The sequence below is a fragment of the Nostoc sp. CMAA1605 genome (assembly GCF_021596505.1).
Classification (GTDB): domain Bacteria; phylum Cyanobacteriota; class Cyanobacteriia; order Cyanobacteriales; family Nostocaceae; genus Trichormus.
Window position 1 is genome coordinate 97,681 of the sequence record NZ_PJIZ01000010.1, and the last position, 14,324, is coordinate 112,004.

Sequence of the window (14,324 nt, forward strand, 5' to 3'; positions counted from 1 at the left end):
ACTCAGCACTCAGCACCGGCTAAACGCCGCGCTACCGCTAACAGCACTCATCACTCATCACTAAGCAATACTGCCGCGTTTTCTTGCTTCTTTGTAAGAAGTACCGACATTTTTCAAGCCAGCTTTAATCATTTGTTTCTCTAATAGCGCAAAGAAACGACTACGATCGCCACCTCTAACTACAGCTTGATTATGGGCTTCTGCGATCGCCACAGGATAACCATAGCCTTTTTGTACCTGTGCCAGCATCAACCCCAAAGCTTGATTTAGCATATCTGTATTTTCTGCTACCCATGAGGGAATTTCTATCCTCGCTATTTCCGTCCCCACATGAACATAACAAAAATAGATAGTTTGATCCCCGTACATTTCTAGAATACGGTTATTGCTACGCCACATTGGCCCCCGTTGTCCTGGTTTTAGTTGCGTTGTCCATAAAGCAGTATCGCGCAGAGGTTCAAAAACTTTACAAGGGACTTTTTCTAATTGATTAGGACAATAACTGACACAATCTGGTGCAGGATGGGGACAAGCCAACAACCGTAAAAAATTCACCCCTTCCACATTCCGAGAAGCACTCAAATAACCCATCAAAGGAATTTGTACATCTCGCATTTGCTGCCAAGCTTCCAGAATCACAGGTAAAATGCGATCGCGTGCATCAGTCGGTAATTGTTCCAAAAACCAGTAAATTAACGAACCATCTACCATTGCGAGGGTAGGGATTGGGGATTGGGTACTGGGTACTGGGGACTGGGGACTGGGGAATTGGGAATTAAATTTTTCTTCCCCTGCTCCCCCTGCTCCCCTGCCCCCTGCCCCCCTGCTCCCCAGTCCCTTCGCTAACTCAGCCAACACCGTCGCTTCCGATGCAGTACGGCGATAACTCATCCAATCCTCAGTTTTAATTCCCCATTGTCGGGACATATATAAATCTTCTGGGCGGTAAAATACCTCTGGCAAACTATCCATAATCGGATAGCGATTCTGCCCATAGTGAAGGACTACCCGACCGATATTTAGGAGATAACAGTAAGCTATTTCATGATGGTTAGGGGCGATTTGTGAACCATCAGTAGCAATTACGGTGTGTACTTTGGGAGGGATGGGAATATCTATGCAAGTATTTAACGGCTCAAGGGGTGTAGCACTAGCAAAGAGAATGCGATCGCGCCATTTTTCCTGGAGTGCAATCACCTCATTTTGACACTCAATCGCCTTTTGAAAATGCTGTTGTGCCAACTCCAAACGTTGACGACTCGCCGCAGCCTCTTGGGAAAGATGCTGACTTAAACCCTGCATTTGTCGCGCTAATTTCGTTAAATCAAGCATAGGAGTGCTGAGTGCTGAGTTGTGAGTGCTGAGTTGTGTTAGCTATAGCGCGGCGTTTAGCCGATGCTGTTAGTGGAAGCGCGGCGTTTAGCCAGTGCTGAGAAATAAATACTACCTTGTCTACCTTGTCTACCTTGTCCCATTCCCCATGCCCTAAATTTAGAGCCACCCAGCAAAATCCTTAGCAAATTGAGACAGGGATAGTAATTTAATTTCTTGATTGTTTTGAGCAGCTTTTCTTTCTGGTTGGGTATTATAACCCCAATCAGCTAGGAAAAGCTTGACTTGTTTTAAGTCTGTTTGTTGTTGGACTAACTCTAAGGTTTTGAGTCTATCTTCAATAAACCATAAGTTATCAGGCTGGATATCAACTGCTGTGATTAGTTCTCGTAAAGTTTCGTATTTAGGACGCTTGACTTCTTTGCCGAAAATCGCGCTGGGTGGTAACTCTACACCTTCCCGTTGCAATAACTGCTGTATAAATCGTCCTTCTTTGGTAGAAACAATATATACATTTACCTGAGTGGCGATCGCTAATTTCAGTCTTTCTATCACCCCAGGATAAAATCTATGTAGACTCAGCCAGCCATCTAAGTCTGTAGCTATCCATTCATCCCGCAGGCTATCTAATTTAATTGCAACTTCTTTTGCCTGTAGCTTGTCAGCTAACAAAATCTGTGGAGTAATGCTGATCCAATCCTGAAGAATTTTGTCTTCGGGAACGTCATCAATCAAAGCTTTGATTAACACTGGCATTTCCCAACCTGTTTCAATCACAGGTCGGAGACGATAGAATCTCAAAGCTAAATCATCCGGCGGTGTATCGTTAGCAGGCGACCAAATTTGACAGTAAGCGCGCCACGCTACCTCAAAATATTCAATAAGTCCATCACAAATCACACCATCAAAGTCTAAAGCTAAAATTTTTGGACTGCTTGCTGTCATGGTTCTGAGGGGTAAAACTGCTGTTGTCAGCTTAACTAATTACAATGAATATTTTCTGTAGTTAGATGTATCAATCAGTAAAAGTTGGAAATCAGAAGAATCTTTCCCTCATGCTTCCCCCGATTCCCAAAGCGATTGTATATTTTTAACTTAGAAGTCCCTTACTTCCCTGAATCCCACGCCAGATGCTACAGTCTGCAAGCCGCAAGAGCGCAAGCTCATAACTCAATACAGTTCAGTTAAGAAAATAGTTTGTAGTGTACCCCTCCGGGGAAGCAAGCTACGCGCAGCGTCTCGTAGAGAGGACTTTAGTCCTCATCTAAGGACTGAAGTCCTTACTACGAACTTTTCCTTACTTCACAAACCCCATATTTTAGCCTTAACTGAACCGTATTGGCTCATAACTGAAAAGAAGAAAGCAGAATGCCAATAAGCGAACCTAAGAGTAAGACTAAACTGCTGATCGAACTGACACCAAAACCAATAACCCGCTTCTTAGGAGCTTGATAATATCCCCAAGCGTATGCAATTCTTCCTATCAACCAAACTACACCAATTCCCGTTGCCCAAGATGGACTAACGTAAACAGAAAATAACCATACCCCAGGTAAAAATAAAACTAACTGTTCTAGAGTGTTTTGTTGGACTCGCAGCACTCTTTCAAAGTTTGGATTTCCCGTCATTTGAGGAGCAGGTACATTGTACTTGACTCTATATCTACTGACATTAATTGTTAAACCCAAGTACAACAGCAGTGCTAAAGCAGTAATCAGACTAACTAAAGGTGACATATAACAATCCCAACAAATCAAAAAATTGATACCAATTCGCAATGGACTAACTTCCATTGCGAATTGCGTTAGCGTCTCGGAGGGCGTTGCTGAATCAAAGTATGAAATGCAAAAATTACCCTTGTTTTTCTTTGCACCTTTGCGTCTTTGCACGGCAGTCGCTCATGGGGGAAACCCCCAAGACCGCGCTGCCTCGCCTTTGCGTGAGACAATTCATATTCTCAATCAGCAACGCCGTCTCGGAGAGAAGTCCATTGCGAATTGCTTTAATAAGACAGTTGCCATCTACGTTTCATCCAGAAACCCGTTGCACCAACAGCAATAATTCCTACTATTGTTCCAGGTTCGGGAACAGAAGCCGAAGCAATAGTGGCTTTACCTGTACCAGTAGTTTGAACGCACGGACTCGAAGGTGGACAAATTCTCACAACTTCTGATTCAATTTGTCCTAGAAAAATAGAGGTATTTAGAGGACTTGTAACTCTCCATCGCACTTGAAAAAACGTCTGTATTCCCGCAAAAGGAGAAGAACCACTGACTATTCCTTGACCTGTCACATCAGCTATTAAATCTTTGCCATCAACCCTATATGAACCTGTCTCAAAAGGAGCAATAGGAACAGATGGTAGTCCCAAAGCCTTCAAAAGTGGAAAATCAAGTAAAAAGTTGAGATTAAAAGTAGTTTGTTTAGTGTCAGTATCAAAGGTGACTACACTGGGTAAATTGGGGTTTTGGCTTGCAGAAATCACCCCTGTAGGGATTTCTCTTCCACCAATTGGTAAATTAACTGAATCAAAAGTGCCATGAAAATCAGAAAAAGTCTGTTTAATAGTAGCGGCTGACGCAGATTTAGACAGTACAGCAAATACTAAAGTTACTGAAGCAAGACAGCAAATAGTTTTTCTGGCGGACATACTAACCTATTACTTGAATTATTTTTTTTGCTTGAGAAGGAGTATATAGCAACCCAAAATCATCGAAACAAACTTTTGGTTTTCTGTTTACAAATCTCATCACATTGCTCTGAATAATTTGAGCATTTTACTTTTAGTGAATTGATGCAAAACTCTCGTAAAGCAACCAGCTTTAACTAATCAAACTCTTAACTGATTCAGCGAAAATTTGCGGTGCTTCCACTTCAGGCGAGTGACCTGCTTTTTGAATATAGACTTCTTGAGAATCAAGAGTTAACTGGCGCGTTAGACTTTTATCAGTGTGTGCATGAGAACCATCACATTCTCCCCAAATAATCAAGCTGGGTTGTTTAACTGGTTCTAAATCCGGTTGCTGTTCTTGCAAGTAAAATTGAAAGCATGAAGCCAAAGAAAAGCGCGCTCCCAACTTGTAAGACTCCAGTGCAATTTTTGTTAATTTTTGTGCCGTTTGAGATTCTGCAATTACCAGGTCAAACCAGCCACTACAACGCTTTTCTTTTAATAAATGTAAAGCTATCTGACCCAAAAAAGGCGTAGAGAGAATACCTTGAGGATCTCTTCCTTTCTTCCACTCCAAAGCACCTTGCCAAGTGGGAATTTGGTTCAGCACCATGTGAGAAACTAATTCAGGGTGCAAATTAGCAATTTTGATGGCACAAAAGCCCAAAAGACAAGGAAAACTTAATATGTACGGGGCTAAATTGAGACAGTTGAGAAATTCCACCAAGACAGTTGTAATAAAGTCAAAATCATACCGAAAACCGAATTTCTTGGGAAAAGAAAATCCAAACCCTGGAATTTCAAAGACAATTACTGTGAAATAGCGAGAAAGTTCAGCTATTGTCTGATCATAAGATTCGATGGTTAAGGGTGGGTCTGTGTTGAGTACAATAGGGGGTTTATTCTCGCCAGTAATGCAATAGCGTATCCACGTTGTACCCAAATCCATAAATTGAATATTAGGACGAGAACGAATAGCAGGACTGTGAATAATCGAGGAACTTCTGAAAGTGGGTAACACCGTATCCAATAAGGCTGCAAACATATTCAATCAAGTTGTTTTTGAGTAGATAATGTGAGTCTCATCAACAGTTAAGAAAGAAGCAAGGGAGCAGGAAAGAAATTGAATTTCAGTCACCAAGCAGAATTAATTACACAACTTTTCTCTGTTCCCTTCTTCCCACAATGAATTTCTCAAATCAGCCGTAGGGAGTGACGGTAGCTAAACCTGTAGCCACTAAGTTTTCTTTAGTTCCTTTCACAGAAAAGACATCAGCCCTGGTGATCACTTGGCTAAAAGTTGATTTAATTACATAACCTCTAGCAATCAATTTTTCCCCAACCGCAGGAGCGATAAAGTTTAGTTTGTATTCAGCCGTGACCACATCACCAACCTTAGATGCTGCTGCCCAACAACAGGCACTATCAATTAAAAAGCCAATTACAGCTCCGTGGGTAAAACCATTATGTTGTTTTAATTCTTCTCGCATCGAGACAATTAATTCAGCAAAGCCATCTTCACAAGCAGTAATTTCTGTGTTCATCCAGACTGTAAAGGGAGAGGTTTTAATGGCTTCTCGTAGTGAGACGATGTTTGCAGGAGTTCTGATTTTCGCCACAGGTTTGGTCAGTTTTTCGGTCTTGACTGTAGTATCCATAATGTAAGAAAGTCCTGATGTTGTGCGATCGCTTATTTAGGAAACACCAAAAATCAATGATTCCCGCTTGTTTTTTCTGTACACTTTTTTCTTCCCCTAAACCCCTACACCCTTACACCCCCATACCCTTTCTTGAAAGATTCTGGAATTAATTCAACCGTTTCGCCTTTACCTGTTCGGGAGTTGGTCGCTTGACATTTGTAGCCCAACCAAGTTTTTCCAGCAGGCTAATAAATGAACCACTGGGATCTATTTGCCACCAATCAATGTTGAGGAGGGCAGAACCAGGAAAAGCATGATGATTGTTATGCCATGCTAGTCCCAAAGAGGGAATCGCGAGAAACCAAATGTTACCACTGTGACTATTAGCTTGATCAATAAAGGGACGAGTTCCAAACAGATGACACCCGGCGCGAATAATTAAATCTCCCATGAGAGTCATCACTAAGAATCGAAAACATCCCCCCCACAGAAAAGCAGTCCACGCACCAGCAACAGTCCCAGTCAAGACCAACCCTAGCAAGGCTGGTAAAACGAAAGATGCCAAAACAATGCCATAAAAAGAGTTATTGATGATGACCATTGCAGGTTCAGCAAGTAAATCCTTGGCATATTTTTCGGGTGCAGCCATTTGGCTGGTTTTAGAGTTATATTTCCAGCCAAAAAAGGAATGCCAAATATTTCTGATTCTAGATAAAGGCTGTTCTGCATCAATGTAATAGGGAGTATGGGGATCACCTTGTTGGTCTGCATAGATGTGATGCCGACGATGATAGGCTACATACTCAAGAATGGGTGATTCACCCGTCATTGAACCAGCAACCGCTAAAAGAATCCGTAGGGGTTTGATGACTTTATAGCTTTTGTGGGCGAAGAGTCGGTGCATTCCCGCTTCTCCCGCTAAACCCACAAAGTTAAACATGAATAGCAAAATTCCCAAGTCAATCCAACTTATGCCTTGACGCTCAAAAGAAGCGATCGCAGCTATTGTTCCCATGACGCTGATCATATCGATCATGGGATACCACGCATATCTAATCCATTTCCTCACACCAGATAAGGCTTGATATTGAGGATAGCGATCGTCTATTTCTGTAGCTGGGAAAACTTCTGTGACTTCTGTGACAGAATACTGCTCTGGGGTATCAACTAAATAGCTTGCTTGTTGCATTGTCATATATTTTACCTATTAATTTTTAGATACTTTCCTTAACTGTTTCGAGAGTTTCTAGTTGTTGCAACAGATACAGCAACTTAGTACGCTGTCGTTGAATTTTGCCACTAGTAGTTCTGGGTATAGTATTTGATGCTAACAGGACGGTATCATGTACTGTGAGTTGATAATGGTTATAAACAGCAGTCCGAACAGCTTGTTTAATCTCCTCTGCGTAGTAATCAACTTGCTGTGCGAATTGGCGAACCACTTCACTCACCACCACCAGTTTTTGCGAGTAAGTTCCAGAAATCGAGAAGGCTGCACAATTGACTTCCGTAAAAGCGGGGTGAGACAGTTTCACAGTTTCCTCAATATCTTGGGGATAATAGTTTTTCCCATCAATGACAATCAAATCTTTAAGTCGCCCCGTAATATAAAGTCGCTGTTGAGAATCCAGAAAACCTAAATCTCCTGTCCGTAGAAAGTTCAAGCCATCCCGATAAACGAATGTTTCTTGGTTTTTCTCAGGTTGTTGCCAATAACCGCGTGTAATACTCGGCCCAGCAATCCAAATTTCTCCGATGTGATGAGAAGGACATTCTTTGAGAGTTTGCGGATTGATGATGCGTAAGCTTAGTTCTGGCATCACCTCACCATTGCTAACTACAGTGCGGGTATTACCGTGTTGCGGGGACGCATCGGCATCTAAAACTTCATCGCCGCTACAAGGGATAGTCAAAGCCAAAGGTTCTGCAAATTTATTCGTGCCACTGACAATTAAGGTAGCTTCTGCCAAACCATAACAAGGTAAAAAGGCAGATTTTTTAAAGCCGTAGGGAGCAAAGGTATGAGTAAACTCTTCTAGGGTTTGCAGTTTGATATGTTCAGCCCCGTTGTAAGCTACATCCCAAGAGGTTAAAGACAATCCTTCCAGCGATGAGGGATCGACACGTTGAATACAGAGATCATAGGCAAAATTCGGCCCCCCTGTAGTTGTCACTCCCTTATCTGAGATGGTTTTTAACCAAAGTTTCGGACGTTGCAAGAAAGTCACTGGAGACATGAAATAACAGGGGAATCCCACATATAAGGGCTGAAAGATACTACCAATTAGCCCATATCGTGAAATAAAGGCACCCAAGCTAACCCAACACTGTTATTGCTGTGGCCAAAGGTGCGCTGAATCATTTTTTGGTTAGCAATGATATTCTCATGACTAACTATCACGCCTTTGGGAAAAGAGGTAGAGCCAGAGGTATATTGCAAAAAGCCAATTTCGTTATTTTGTCGGTCAACTGGGGTGGTCAGAGGTTCTATATCTGCCAGAGTGGGGAAAGTGTGGAGGGGAAGGGACGCGGTTAAACCCTCTTTTTCAAATAAGTCTCGGATGCTGGTATCTGTGACGATTAAACTAGCACCACAATCAGCAAAAATCCGTTGATAGTGTTCGCAGTTATGTTTGCGGTTGGGTGAACTCAGGGGAACGGGAATGCGATTGGTGTAAAGACAAGCGAAAAACGTAATGACAAATTCAGGGCTAGTGGGTAACTGAATGGCGACGCGATCGCCGCTTGTGGTTTTTTCGCTCAACCATGTGCCTAACTGTTGAACTGCTGTTAATAAACTACCGTAAGTGAGATGAGCGTATTCCCTACCTCTAGTATCGAGAAAGTAGTATAGGGGTTGATGGGGTTGGCTCTCTGCTCTCAAGAGCAATTTGTCAATCAAACTATTTAAATGACGAGAACTCATTAGTTTTCTTCCTGAATTTCAGGGAAAGGCAATAGTGCGTAGTTAAAGCCCTTATTTTGCCGAAATGGATAGAGGTGAAAGGGCTAAAACCATTGAAATTTTTATCTGAGTAGAAATGACTCTAGATTGTGGAATCAGCAGGGGTAAAAGTCACCGGTAAATTGGTTAAGGTACGAGTGATAAAACCCTCTGGATGCCAACGATAATTATCAGTCGCCAATTTCATTTCCTGTACCTGTTCACAGAGGTAAGTAAATAAAAGCTGTCCTTCTAGTCGGGCAATCATTTGTCCTAGACAATTATGGATACCATGCCCAAAAGCTATCTGTGTCGCTGCATCTCGCGTGATATCAAAGGTATCAGCATTTGCAAATTGCGCCTCATCTCGGTTGGCGGAAGCCAAACACAGAAGCATTTTCTCACCTTTGTGAATAGTTTCAGAGCCTATTTGTAAGTCGCTGACTGCTAGACGTACTGTTTGTTGTAAGGGAGGATCAAAGCGCAGAATTTCATTAATGACTTGTTTGGCTGTAGCTTTACCTTGGCGGAAAATCTGCCACTGTTCAGGATGTTGAATAAAGGCTAGAACTCCGTTAGTTAACAATCCTTTAGAGGTTTCATGACCAGCTACATACGTCATCACACAGGCTATACCTAACTCACTGTCTGAGAGTTGGTCTTCTCCGACTCTGGCCTGAATTAATTTACTTAATAAATCTCCTCCGAGATGGGTTTTACGGTAATCAATGATTTCTTGAAAAATAGCGAGGCATGATTGTAAATCTTGTTCAATGCGCCGGATACGCATTTTAGTTAACAAACTCGGTTCTAAGATAGAACGCACGCGATGAATATATTCATCGATAGGCTGGATATATTCCTGGGGAATGCCCAGTAAATGGGAAAGAGTATATAAGGGTATTTGATGGGCAATCTGGGCAAAGTCAAAACTTTCGGAATGAATTTGTGGTGTCACTAATTCCGTAATTAGCTGTTGAACATGGGCAGTATGAGCATTAATGTTAGTGTTACTAAAAGCTTGTCCTGCCAAGCGACGTAAGCGACCATGATCTGGCGGGTCAGTAAAGACGATCGCTTTTTTGCCTAATTCCACTAAACCAGGAATATCACCAACCTTTTGCTGCACTACGTATTGAGGAATGTAGTTAACACTAACTGCATCGGAGTTCAACACTTGGATAATATCTTGATATTTGGTTATTACCCACATATCTAAGGTATTGTGAATCGGATTGTGTTGGCGCAGTTGTTTATAGGTAGTGTAAGGATCTTCTCGGAAGCCCGGTGCAAAAGGGTTAAATTTAACGGGAGATTGGGCGGTAGTAATCACAGACATGACTCCTTATTAGCAGATGTCAGATTTTTATTTAGCTAGGGATTGCATTTCAAACCGGAGGAGTAGGATTTGTCCGAAGTAAAAACCTGCTACCGCTAACTTCAGATATTGCTCGTATTTCAGATAGAGTTCTTCGCCAAATTGCTCGATAACTAGTGGTTTTTGACGGCGGAGGTTCTTCAGCCACAAATCGCAAGTCTTACCATAATGGATGCGATCGTTGCGGTAGGTTTTGACTTCAAATAACCCATCGGAGGCCATGAAAATCTCACCAGGACGAGGTAATTCGGAATCAGGGAAAATCTCTGTTTGGGTGAAGACATTTTTATCTTCAGCGTTTAATGACCCGTAGGCGATGGTTTGCAACGATAACTTACCTTTAGGTTTTAACCACTGTTGGCAACGGCTGAAAAACTCTCGATAAACGCTGATTTTTTCGTCTGACGAGGCTTCTGGTTGGGCAAAATGTTCAAAAGCACCAATTGAGACGATCGCATCATAGGAGTCTGTTGGCTGATGGACAATCCAACTTTCTTCTCTGACTTGGATCTGAGGACTATTGAGAGTGCAGATGTGTTGATATTGATTGTGGCTTAAGGTCAAACCTGTAGCCTGATTCTGAGGGTTTGAGTGGATATGACGTTGCATTAATGCACCCCATCCACAGCCAATATCTAGTAGTCTTTTGCCGGTTGTTGCACCCGAAGCTTGCAGATGCCAATCAATTTTTCTGTGCTGTGCTGCTTCTAGGTCATCATCCAACGTAGGGCTATCCCATAAACCAGAAGAGTAGGTCAAAGTAGAATCTAGCCAAAGCTGATAAAATTCGTTGCTGACATCGTAGTGGTGCTGGATGGCTGCGGCACTACCGCCACGGTTGCTGATACTTGCTACCATTTGTTTCACACTCCTAAGCAGCATTTTCTAGAGAGTTTTCTGTTTGTGTCATTTCCGCTAGATGAGCAGACACTTGAGCAATTGTATTGAACTCAAAAAACAAAGCCGGACTGAGTTCAAAACCTAACCATTCTTCTAAATCTCCTACGAGGGATACTGCGGCTGAAGAATTAAGTCCAAATCTTTCAAATTCGTAGTTCTCGTCAATCTCATCGGACTCGACTTCGAGAATATCAGCTAAGTAGGCTTTGATCCATTGGCTGATTTGTTGTTGAGTTTTCATGACATACTCCTTGATTTACAGTGCAAATAGTGTTGATGAATTAGGCGTTGATTTCTCGTGCTTGAATTTTGTCTGGGGTAGGAACTTTCACATCCCAAGCTAGATGTAGAACTTGTAGTAGTTGAATGAACCAGTAGCCAGGATCTAAGCGATACCACTCCAAACCAAAGGAAGCTGAAGCCGGAAACGCATGGTGATTGTTGTGCCATGACTCACCGAAGGTCAATAGGGCAATCAGTCCAAAATTATGACTGTGTTCTTCGGTTTCAAAACGCTTCGCACCAAAGCAATGCAAGAAGGAATTGATTGCCCAAATGGTGTGTCCTCCCCAGAGGATTCTCAAGACTCCTCCCCAAATAAACCCAGCTAATGCTCCCGCTAGACTCCAGTGGTACAGACCTCCTAAAACGGCAGGTAATATTAAGCCTAAAGAAGCCCATAGATAGTAGTAGCGATCAACTCTGATGAGAGTTTTGTTTTTAATTAAATCTGGTACGTAGTGGACAACGCTGGGATATGGATGCTTGTACATCCAAGTCAAGTGGGAATGAACTAAACCACGAATGCGATCGCGCCAATCACTACCATGAAGATTGGGTGAGTGTGGATCACCAGGTTTATCACTCAATTCATGGTGGCGACGATGTAACGCAGACCACGAAATCACACCTCCTTGACCCGCCATTGCACCCCAAATAGCCAACATAGCTTGCACGGCTTCATGGGTTTTGTAGGAACGATGGGTAAATAAACGATGGTAGCCAGACGATACGCCAAATCCTGTAATTAGCCAAAATAAAACAAACAGGAATAGCTCAAATGCTCCGAATGGCAAATAAGGTATTAACGGCAGAGCAATTAAGGTTCCTACAAATGGCAGGATTTGGAAGAGGATAAAATGCCTCTTTTGTAGACTATGTAGAAAAGGGTTATCCACCACTTTTTTCCGCTTTGTATTGTCAGTTAAAATTGACTCGACATCTACTAATTCTGTATTCATTTGCATTTACTCAAGCTGGTAATTTTGTATTGCTGAATCAGGTTGTTAAATCTATATAGTCCGCTTAAAAACGTCATCATTTCAGGTTAGTAATTAGAGACAAATATATTTCACTAACGTCAATAAATGAATGAACAGAAGACTATAGATTTGTGAATCTTTATGCTGAATGCAATCAATTTAAGCCGCATTTAGCTTATCGACATTCAGTATAAACTTCAGTTCATCTTGCCTATCAGCAAAGCTTGTTATCTGTAAATACATCTTGAATGATGAAGTTTATGCAAAAGATTACTCAATTTATTCTAAAAAAATAAAAATCACTGCCGTAGTGCTTGATAGATAAGGCTTTGTAATTGTTAAGGATTGTAAATAGATATATTTAGAAGTGGTATTTAATTAGGTAAAAAAATAATTTTAAGCATAAGAATAATAAAAAGAGCAAGATTAGAAGTTAACAACAAACACAGTTAAATCCGCTTAAATCAATAATTCACTTCAAGCATAAGAATAATAAAAAGAGCAAGATTAGAAGTTAACAACAAACACAGTTAAATCCGCTTAAATCAATAATTCACTTTCAGCATATGAATAATAAAAAGAGCAAGATTAGAAGTTAACAACAAGCACGGTTAAATCCGCTTAAACTAGTGATTAAACTCCTTACATCTATACTTTTAGGTTTTCTTTGCTTTACCTAATCAGTGTGCGTTCAATTGGGTACACAACTATGACCTCAGCACCGCAACTACTAACCGATCCATTTTTGCAATTACCAACAGCTAATTCTGTCAGAGTAGTTTGGTTTACTGAGTTTGCAGGCCAGCAACATCAAGTTAACTATGGAGACAATTTACAGCAGAAAGTAGTTGCAACTACCACAAAACTTAGTCGCACCAGGGAAGACCAAAACTCACACATCCCCAACCCACCCCAAAAACCAGTTAATCGCGATATCTGGCGACATGAAGCTGAGGTAACTGGTTTAACTCCAGGTGTGCGGGTTAACTACCGTGTCACCAGCATTAGAGAAGATGGAGAAAGCATCAGCAGCGATGTTTTTACCCTGACATCCAAACCCCAACCCAACACACCGTTAAAAATTCTCCTCACCTCAGACCATCAACTCAAACCCATGACCGCCGCAAATCTGCAAAAAGTGGTGGAAACGGTGGGAAGAGTAGATGCAGTTTTGTTTGCTGGTGATTTAGTTAATGTTCCTGACCGTGCTTCTGAATGGTTTGATGATCTGCGAGGGAACGCGTTTTTTCCAGGCTTACAAGGTCGTGCTAGCTATGAAATGGAATATAACGGCGTGAAGACAACCTATACAGGTGCAAACATTATTCAACACGCACCTATGTATACTTGCATTGGCAATCATGAGGTCATGGGTAGGTTAGCCAGAACCGACAGCTTAAACGGAGAATTTAATGATACGATTCCCCTTAATGTTGCCCAAAGATTATATAGCGGTCAATCTTTAATTGATCACTCATTTAATATATATACCTATGAGGAGATTTTGACATTGCCTCAAAGTCGAGAGGGTGGTAAAAAATATTATGCTGTTACTTTTGGTGATGTGCGCTTAGTAGTTTTATACATTACTAATATGTGGCGAACTCCCAAGTTAGATGCTGGGTATAATGGGAGATATAAAGAAGCTGACAGCAATCTCCATCAGCCAGAAAGCTGGGGTTATGGGCAGATAATTTATGAGCCAATTGCTCAAGGTAGTCAGCAATACAATTGGTTAGAAACAGAACTCAAGAGCATAGAGTTTCAACAAGCAAAATATAAAATCGTCATGTTCCATCACCCACCACATACTTTAGGTGATAACATCGTTCCCGCCTACACTGATCCTGTACAAATTATTGAAAGGGACACTGAAGGTAAAATCAAAGCTGTGCGTTATGAGTATCCCAAGGAATCAGATTATATTATTCGTGATGTTATTCCTTTATTAGAAGCTGCTCAAGTGCAATTAGTATTTTATGGTCATTCCCATCTATGGAATCGCTTTATTAGTCCTAGTGGAATGCACTTTTTAGAAACCTCTAATGTTGGTAACTCTTATGGTGCTGCGTGGAGTGATAAAAAACGAGAAATACCTTTTGGTTATCAGGAAGAATATACAGCTATAGGCGACCCTAATGGCTTAGAACCTGTGTTACCGACAATCAGTCCTTTAGTGGATGAAAAACGGTCAGTC

Annotated in this window: 14 protein-coding genes and 1 pseudogene; 1 reads left to right on the top strand and 14 read right to left on the bottom strand. The window is 41.6% G+C overall.

The window, feature by feature from the left end; genetic code table 11:
* Positions 1-60: 60 nt before the first annotated feature.
* The 14 genes and pseudogenes from CV014_RS06010 to CV014_RS06075 all read right to left on the bottom strand — a co-directional run bounded on the left by CV014_RS06010 (position 61) and on the right by CV014_RS06075 (position 12,106).
* On the bottom strand, positions 61-1,332 hold the full coding sequence (locus CV014_RS06010; protein WP_236141189.1) for a DNA double-strand break repair nuclease NurA: 1,272 nt from the start codon (positions 1,330-1,332) through the stop codon (positions 61-63).
* Positions 1,325-1,501, bottom strand: coding sequence for a hypothetical protein (locus CV014_RS06015; protein WP_236141190.1), 177 nt, complete (start codon positions 1,499-1,501; stop codon positions 1,325-1,327). The genes CV014_RS06010 and CV014_RS06015 overlap by 8 nt, the downstream gene beginning before the upstream one ends.
* Positions 1,492-2,277 carry an HAD family hydrolase gene (locus tag CV014_RS06020; protein WP_236141191.1) on the bottom strand — a complete coding sequence of 262 codons (786 nt, stop codon included), beginning with the start codon at positions 2,275-2,277 and terminating at the stop codon, positions 1,492-1,494. The genes CV014_RS06015 and CV014_RS06020 overlap by 10 nt, the downstream gene beginning before the upstream one ends.
* A 398-nt stretch (positions 2,278-2,675) precedes the next feature.
* Positions 2,676-3,068: an MAPEG family protein gene (locus tag CV014_RS06025; RefSeq protein WP_236141192.1), complete on the bottom strand. Its 393-nt coding sequence runs from the start codon at positions 3,066-3,068 to the stop codon at positions 2,676-2,678.
* Positions 3,069-3,334: 266 nt separating this feature from the next.
* Complete coding sequence (locus CV014_RS06030; protein ID WP_236141193.1) at positions 3,335-3,982, bottom strand: PEP-CTERM sorting domain-containing protein; 648 nt, start codon at positions 3,980-3,982, stop codon at positions 3,335-3,337.
* 172 nt (positions 3,983-4,154) lie between these two features.
* Entirely contained in the window at positions 4,155-5,048 is an 894-nt protein-coding gene (locus CV014_RS06035; protein ID WP_236141194.1) for an alpha/beta fold hydrolase, read from the bottom strand.
* Positions 5,049-5,202: 154 nt separating this feature from the next.
* Complete coding sequence (locus tag CV014_RS06040) at positions 5,203-5,661, bottom strand: PaaI family thioesterase (RefSeq protein ID WP_236141195.1); 459 nt, start codon at positions 5,659-5,661, stop codon at positions 5,203-5,205.
* 148 nt (positions 5,662-5,809) lie between these two features.
* Entirely contained in the window at positions 5,810-6,838 is a 1,029-nt protein-coding gene (locus CV014_RS06045; RefSeq protein WP_236141196.1) for an acyl-CoA desaturase, read from the bottom strand.
* 19 nt (positions 6,839-6,857) lie between these two features.
* Complete coding sequence (locus CV014_RS30575) at positions 6,858-7,307, bottom strand: hypothetical protein (RefSeq protein WP_442946889.1); 450 nt, start codon at positions 7,305-7,307, stop codon at positions 6,858-6,860.
* Positions 7,308-7,412: 105 nt separating this feature from the next.
* Positions 7,413-8,569, bottom strand: a pseudogene (locus CV014_RS30580) (AMP-binding protein); the annotation flags it as partial.
* Positions 8,570-8,690: 121 nt separating this feature from the next.
* Positions 8,691-9,926: a cytochrome P450 gene (locus CV014_RS06060; protein ID WP_236141199.1), complete on the bottom strand. Its 1,236-nt coding sequence runs from the start codon at positions 9,924-9,926 to the stop codon at positions 8,691-8,693.
* A 27-nt stretch (positions 9,927-9,953) separates the two neighbouring features.
* Positions 9,954-10,823: a class I SAM-dependent methyltransferase gene (locus CV014_RS06065; RefSeq protein ID WP_236141200.1), complete on the bottom strand. Its 870-nt coding sequence runs from the start codon at positions 10,821-10,823 to the stop codon at positions 9,954-9,956.
* A 13-nt stretch (positions 10,824-10,836) separates the two neighbouring features.
* The gene (locus CV014_RS06070) at positions 10,837-11,106 is read right to left on the bottom strand and encodes an acyl carrier protein (protein WP_236141201.1); all 270 of its coding nucleotides are present in this window, start codon (positions 11,104-11,106) and stop codon (positions 10,837-10,839) included.
* A gap of 40 nt (positions 11,107-11,146) precedes the next feature.
* Positions 11,147-12,106: an acyl-CoA desaturase gene (locus tag CV014_RS06075; protein ID WP_236141202.1), complete on the bottom strand. Its 960-nt coding sequence runs from the start codon at positions 12,104-12,106 to the stop codon at positions 11,147-11,149.
* A 730-nt stretch (positions 12,107-12,836) separates the two neighbouring features.
* Between CV014_RS06075 and CV014_RS06080 the strand changes: the two genes are divergently transcribed.
* Positions 12,837-14,324, top strand: a 1,488-nt coding sequence (locus CV014_RS06080) for a purple acid phosphatase family protein (protein ID WP_236141203.1), incomplete at its 3' end; no start/stop codon positions are given.